This is a genomic window from Sphaerisporangium melleum, from assembly GCF_014646695.1.
In the GTDB taxonomy this organism is placed as follows: Bacteria; Actinomycetota; Actinomycetes; order Streptosporangiales; family Streptosporangiaceae; genus Sphaerisporangium; species Sphaerisporangium melleum.
The window spans coordinates 1-3,521 of record NZ_BMNT01000096.1 but is presented as its reverse complement, the minus strand read 5'-3'; the positions used below and the strand labels follow the sequence as shown (position 1 = coordinate 3,521).

General features: G+C 69.8%; 3 protein-coding genes. 2 read left to right on the top strand and 1 reads right to left on the bottom strand.

Annotated features, from left to right (window positions below):
* Positions 1-1,383: COG1470 family protein (locus IEY93_RS37160; protein ID WP_229691799.1), on the top strand; the 1,383-nt coding region annotated here is incomplete at its 5' end.
* A gap of 468 nt (positions 1,384-1,851) precedes the next feature.
* A complete protein-coding gene (locus tag IEY93_RS37155) occupies positions 1,852-2,751 on the top strand; it encodes a hypothetical protein (protein WP_229691798.1) in 900 nt (299 codons plus the stop codon).
* A 187-nt stretch (positions 2,752-2,938) separates the two neighbouring features.
* Here the strand turns inward: IEY93_RS37155 and IEY93_RS37150 are convergent.
* The coding region (locus IEY93_RS37150) for a cellulose binding domain-containing protein (RefSeq protein ID WP_229691797.1) at positions 2,939-3,521 on the bottom strand (583 nt) is incomplete at its 5' end.

Below are 3,521 nucleotides of genomic sequence, written 5' to 3'. Positions count from 1 at the left end.
GGCGACGACGGCACCGGCTGGTCCCTCGCCTGGAAGATCAACTACTGGGCGCGGATGGAGGAGGGCAACCGGGCGCACGACCTGGTCCGCTTCCTGGTCACCCCGGCCCGGCTCGCACCGAACATGTTCGACCTGCACCCCCCGTTCCAGATCGACGGCAACTTCGGCGCCACCTCCGGCATCGCCGAAATGCTGCTGCAGAGCCACAACGGCGAACTGCACGTACTCCCCGCACTCCCGGAGGCCTGGCGATCCGGCAAGATCAAGGGACTGCGGGGCCGCGGCGGCCACACCGTCGGCGCCACCTGGAGCGACGGGCAGGCCGACGAACTCCACATCACGCCCGATCGCGACGGTGTGGTGAAGGTGCGCGGCGAGATGTTCGCCGGCCGCTACCGGGTGGTCGACGGCACCCGCGGCGGCCGGGCCCACGTCAGGAAGGTCGAGCCCGGCCTGATCGAACTCACCGGGAAGGGCGGGCACACCTACCGCGCCTACGCCCTGCAGAAGATCAAGATGACCGCACCCGCCGAGGTGAGCCCCGGCCGGGAGGCGAAGCTCGCCGTCACCGTCCGGGCGGTCGAGATGCCGATGGCCCCCCGGGGGACGGTGACCCTGGAGGTTCCCGACGGCTGGAGCGTGACACCGGCGCAGATCGTGCTGCGGCCGCTGAAGCCCGACTCGGAGACCACCGTCGAGTTCACCGTCACCCCCGGCGCGAGCCAGGCGGCGGGCAAGGTCCCCCTGTTCGCCACGGTGAGCGGCCACGACTGGTCCGCGTCCGCGAAGGCCACCGTCCAGGTGTGGGACGGCCGGGAGACCCCGCTCGCGGAGAGCTTCAGCAACGTCGGCGTCACCGACGACGCCAACACCGCCCCCGGCAACTTCGACGGCAACGGCGCGAGCATCTCCGCCCAGGCGCTGGCCCAGGCCGGGGTCACCCCGGGCGGCACGATCAGCAAGGGCGGGGTGACCTTCACCTGGCCGGACGTCCCGGCGGGCGGCCCGGACAACGCCATCGCCTCAGGACAGTCCATCAAGATCACCGGAAAGGGGAAGACCCTCGGCTTCCTGCTGGCCGGAACCTACGGCGCGGTATCCGGGCCCGCGACCATCGTCTACCAGGACGGCACGCGGCAGACCTTCACCCTCGCCTCGCCGGACTGGTACGGCGGGCCGCGGCCGGAAGGGGACGCCGCCGTCGTGGCCGCCTACCAGAACCGGCAGGGCAACCAGCGGGCCAACACCGCGGCGACCATCTACTTCGCGGGAGTGGCGCTGCAGGACAAGGAGGTCTCCCGCGTCGACCTGCCGAACATCAGCCCGCGGGCGGCGTCGGGGGTGGCGACCATGCACATCTTCGCCATGGCCATAGGCGGCTAGCGACGCGACTCCTGCCACCGGCGCCCTGACCGGGGTCCGCGGCGTGGTCACGGCCCACGTCGCGGTCCCCGCCGGCGCCCCGGCCCGGCGGGCGCCGGACCACGGGAATCGGAAATCGGAAAACGAATTCGGATCACCCGTTACCGTCCGCCGGGACGGGTTCTGGAGCCGCAGCGCCAACCGTATATGGAAAAGCGAAGAATTTCTTCCGGCACCGCGCAATCACACCACATGTCCTGGCCACGTGAAATGGCCGCGGCGTCCGGCGGTCAGTGCCCACCGCACGGGACGCCCCCCGCCTGAGCAGTCCTTTCCGGCTTCACGGCCCCGGGCACGACTTATAAGCGGCACCAATCGCACGGCGGATATCCGGGTGCGTCAGAAAGCGGACACCATTCTTGTCAACCTCATGCCTCCGGCGGACAGTTGGGAGCACCATCGGAATCCACGACCAAATGGAGACCAGTCATGAGCGAACCCGGGACGAGGCGTCGAAGAATCACCAGACCGGGCGTCCGGCGTGTGCTGTGCGTCACTCTCGCGATGGTCGCGGCGGCCTTCCTCATCGCGCCGTCCGCCACCGCCCTCGCGCTGCCCAGCCCCAAGGCCTTCACGTCGTACCTCGACCTGGAATGCTTCAAGACCACCTCGTACCAGCCCCCGACCACCACGCTGACGCTGAGGCACCTCAACCCCGTGCTCAGCGACCTGCCCACCGAACAGGTCACCCTCGGCCCGCGCGAGCAACTGTGCGTCCCGGTCACCAAGAACCAGGTGAACCCACCGTCCGGCGTCATCGACTTCATCCGGTACGTCGACCTCTCCTGCTACCGGATCAGCGGGATCACGGTGAACCGGTCGCTCGTCCTGAGCCACCTCAACCCGGTGCTCCAGGACCTGCCGCGCGAGCAGGTCACCATGACCACCCCTCAGCACCTGTGCGTCCCGGTCGCCAAGAACGGCGTGGTGCCGCCCTCCGAGGTGCTGGCGCTGGTCTCGCACATCGATCTCAAGTGCTACGGGATCACCCCGAACACCTTGATGAACCGCAAGCTCTTGCTCTCTCAGCTCAACCCGGTGCTGGTCGGCAAGATCCCGGCGGCGTCCGTCCAGGTCACCTACGGCCGTCAGCTCTGCGTGCCGGTGTTGAAGGCGGGTGACAACGTCCCATCGGAGGTGCTGAACATCGTACGGTGGCTCGATCTGGAGAAGTTCGACGTCGTCGCCCCCGCCATCTCGCCCGTGACGCTGAACCTGAAGCATCTCAACCCGGTGCTCGGCAACCTGCCGGCCGAGACGGCGACGCTCACCGGAGCGGCGCAGCTCGGCGTCCCGGTGGCGAAGAACGGCCAGTTACCGCCCGGCTGATCGCGGCAGAACCCCGCGAGCCCCGTTTCCCGAGGTGGGAAACGGGGCTCGTCCCATTGTGCGGGCGCCCTCCGCACCTCGGGATCCGGTCGCCGCGATCCGGCGCGAAAGGCGGGAAGCGCGACGGCCAGTGGACGCGAGGGAGGCCGGGCCGGGGCCCGGTCTCCCTCGCGTCCCGCTCAGCGGGTCAGGGGCTGGTGCAGGTCGCGGTCGGAGTGGCCGCGCTGCCGCTAGCGGTGAAGCCGAAGGTCGTGGAGCCGCCCGCCGCGATCGAGCCGTTGTAGGCCTCGTTGCGCACGGTCACGCTGGAGCCGGACGAGCTCTGCCGGCCGTTCCACAGGCTGCTGATGCTCTGCCCACCGGGCCAGCTCCACTGCACGGTCCACCCGTTGACCGCGGCGCTGCCCGCTCGCACCGTCACCGTCGACTGGAACCCGCCCGGCCAGCTGTTGGTGGTCTCGATCGTCGCCGAGCACGCCCCCGGAACCGGAGACGGCGAGGGCGACGGAGAGGGAGAAGGGGACGGGGACGGCGAAGGTGACGGGGAGGGGTTGCCGCCGCCCGGTGGCAGGAGGGTGATGGTGAAGGTGTCGTCGATGGCGGTGTGCGGGAGGTTGACGGTGGTGCCGTTGTTCGACAGGGTCACCACGGTGTTGGAGACGGTGACCGGGCCGGTGACGGCGCCGCCACCGCTGTAGGGGATGCGTTCGACGAGGACGCGGGCCTGGTTGTTCTGGACGATGCCGGTGGTGGTGTCCAGGCGCTGGAGG